The sequence below is a fragment of the Amycolatopsis panacis genome (assembly GCF_003600245.1).
Classification (GTDB): Bacteria; Actinomycetota; Actinomycetes; order Mycobacteriales; family Pseudonocardiaceae; genus Amycolatopsis; species Amycolatopsis sulphurea.
In genome coordinates, this window is the sequence record NZ_QZFV01000039.1 from 1 (window position 1) to 1,734 (window position 1,734).

Annotated in this window: 2 protein-coding genes; both read left to right on the forward strand. The window is 59.7% G+C overall.

The genetic code is table 11. The annotated features are described in order from the left end of the window. On the forward strand, positions 1–640 hold a 640-nt coding region (locus D5S19_RS03205), incomplete at its 5' end, for an IS30 family transposase (protein WP_120021838.1). 144 nt (positions 641–784) lie between these two features. Continuing rightward, complete coding sequence (locus D5S19_RS03210; RefSeq protein ID WP_120021839.1) at positions 785–1,015, forward strand: hypothetical protein; 231 nt, start codon at positions 785–787, stop codon at positions 1,013–1,015. Positions 1,016–1,734 lie beyond the last annotated feature (719 nt).

A 1,734-nucleotide genomic window follows, 5' to 3' on the forward strand; every position in this document is an offset into this window, starting at 1 on the left:
TCTCTATTTGCAAGCACGTGGCGAGCTCCGCACCCAGCTGACGATTGCCTTGCGTCAGGGCCGGACCCGTCGGGTCAACCGGTCCCGCGCGACCTCAACCAGGGGGAAGATCCTCGACATGGTGAACATCAGCGAGCGCCCCAAGGAGGCCGACGACCGTGCGGTGCCCGGATTTTGGGAGGGTGACCTCATTATCGGCAAGGGGAACAAATCCCAGATCGCCACACTGGTCGAGCGCACCACAAGGTTCGTCATGCTCGTACGAATCCCGTATGACCGCAATGCTGAACGGGTCGCGGCGCTACTGGCCAGGAAAATGCAGACCCTTCCAGAATTCATGCGGAACAGTGTGACCTGGGACCAAGGGAAAGAAATGGCTCGGCACGCGGACTTCACGATCCGGACTGGGATGCCGGTCTATTTCTGCGACCCCCACTCGCCGTGGCAGCGCGGTAGCAACGAGAATACCAACGGGCTACTCCGCCAGTATTTTCCGAAGGGCACAGACTTGTCCTTGCACACTCAGGCGGAACTTGATAAAGTAGCGACACGGTTGAACGGTAGGCCGCGTGAGACCCTGAACTGGCGTAAGCCAATTGAAGTTTTCAGCGATCTGCTGGCGAGCCATGTGTCGCCATGATCATTTGATTCCGCCCATGCTTGGGTTTCTGCGCTGCTCCACATGCGGTGGTCGGGTTCGCCACGATGCCACTGCTCGAAAATCGCCGCGGCAGTACGCAACTCGGGTTCGCGTTCCTCACGGATCCAGGGGTTCCAACGCTGGGTGCTGAGAATCTCGACCACGGTGTTGCGGGCGGCCACGAACTCGTCGAACGTGACAGCGGTGCCTTCGCCGGGTTTCCACAGCATGCCGTCGTGCTCGTACACCGGCGTGCTGGAGCCGGCCGAGTCCGGCGGCGGGCTGGTCAAGGCGGGCTGGCCGAGTTGGTCCAGCAGGGACAGCTGCCGTGAGCTGACGTTGGTGTGGTGTTTCACACAGCAAGGGTGGCATTGACCAGCAGGTTTGATGGCGGGGCCGCGCACGGGATTCCCTCGCGCGAGTGACAGTTGATCCAGTCGAGCCGCGGCGTCGGACGGCTCGAATCTTGTAGGGCTCGGTAAATCATCGCGGCAGGTGGCAGCTGGGTACCCGGCCCTTCGTTGGTAGCTGATGATCGTCTCGCTGCTGTACTGAGCAACTTGCGCGTTGCTTTCCGCGTCGGCGGCACACAAGACTCCGCGCAACTGGATCAAGATCGCTGAACAGGTCGAGGAGGTCGTCCGGCGTGGCTTCGGCTGCACCGAAGGAAAAATGAGAGCGGTGCGCCGGTGAGGTGGCGGGAGTTGGCGCTGGAGATTCTTCACAAGGCAGTCGAGCCTATTTTGCCAAGGACGCGACATTATGAGCGTTATTCAAAACCATTGTGAGTAATTACGTGAATTACTGATCCGCTCCGGCGTGTCACCGAGAAAGGCAACGGTCCTCGCGAGAAAATTTGAGAGTTCCGACCAAAGAATTCTCAATACCCGGGAGAACCGTTGCGCTACCATCGTACTACAGGCCTCATGTTGTCGCAGATGCAGGAGCTTGTGTGGCGAGTCCGTGGATCGTTGACCGAGCCGTGGAATAAGAAGATCGGGCGGCCGAAGTCGTGTGGATTGCACCGGGCGGTGGAGATCGCGTGCATGTATCTGCGTCATAACGGGACGCAGGAGTTTCTTGGCGATATGTGG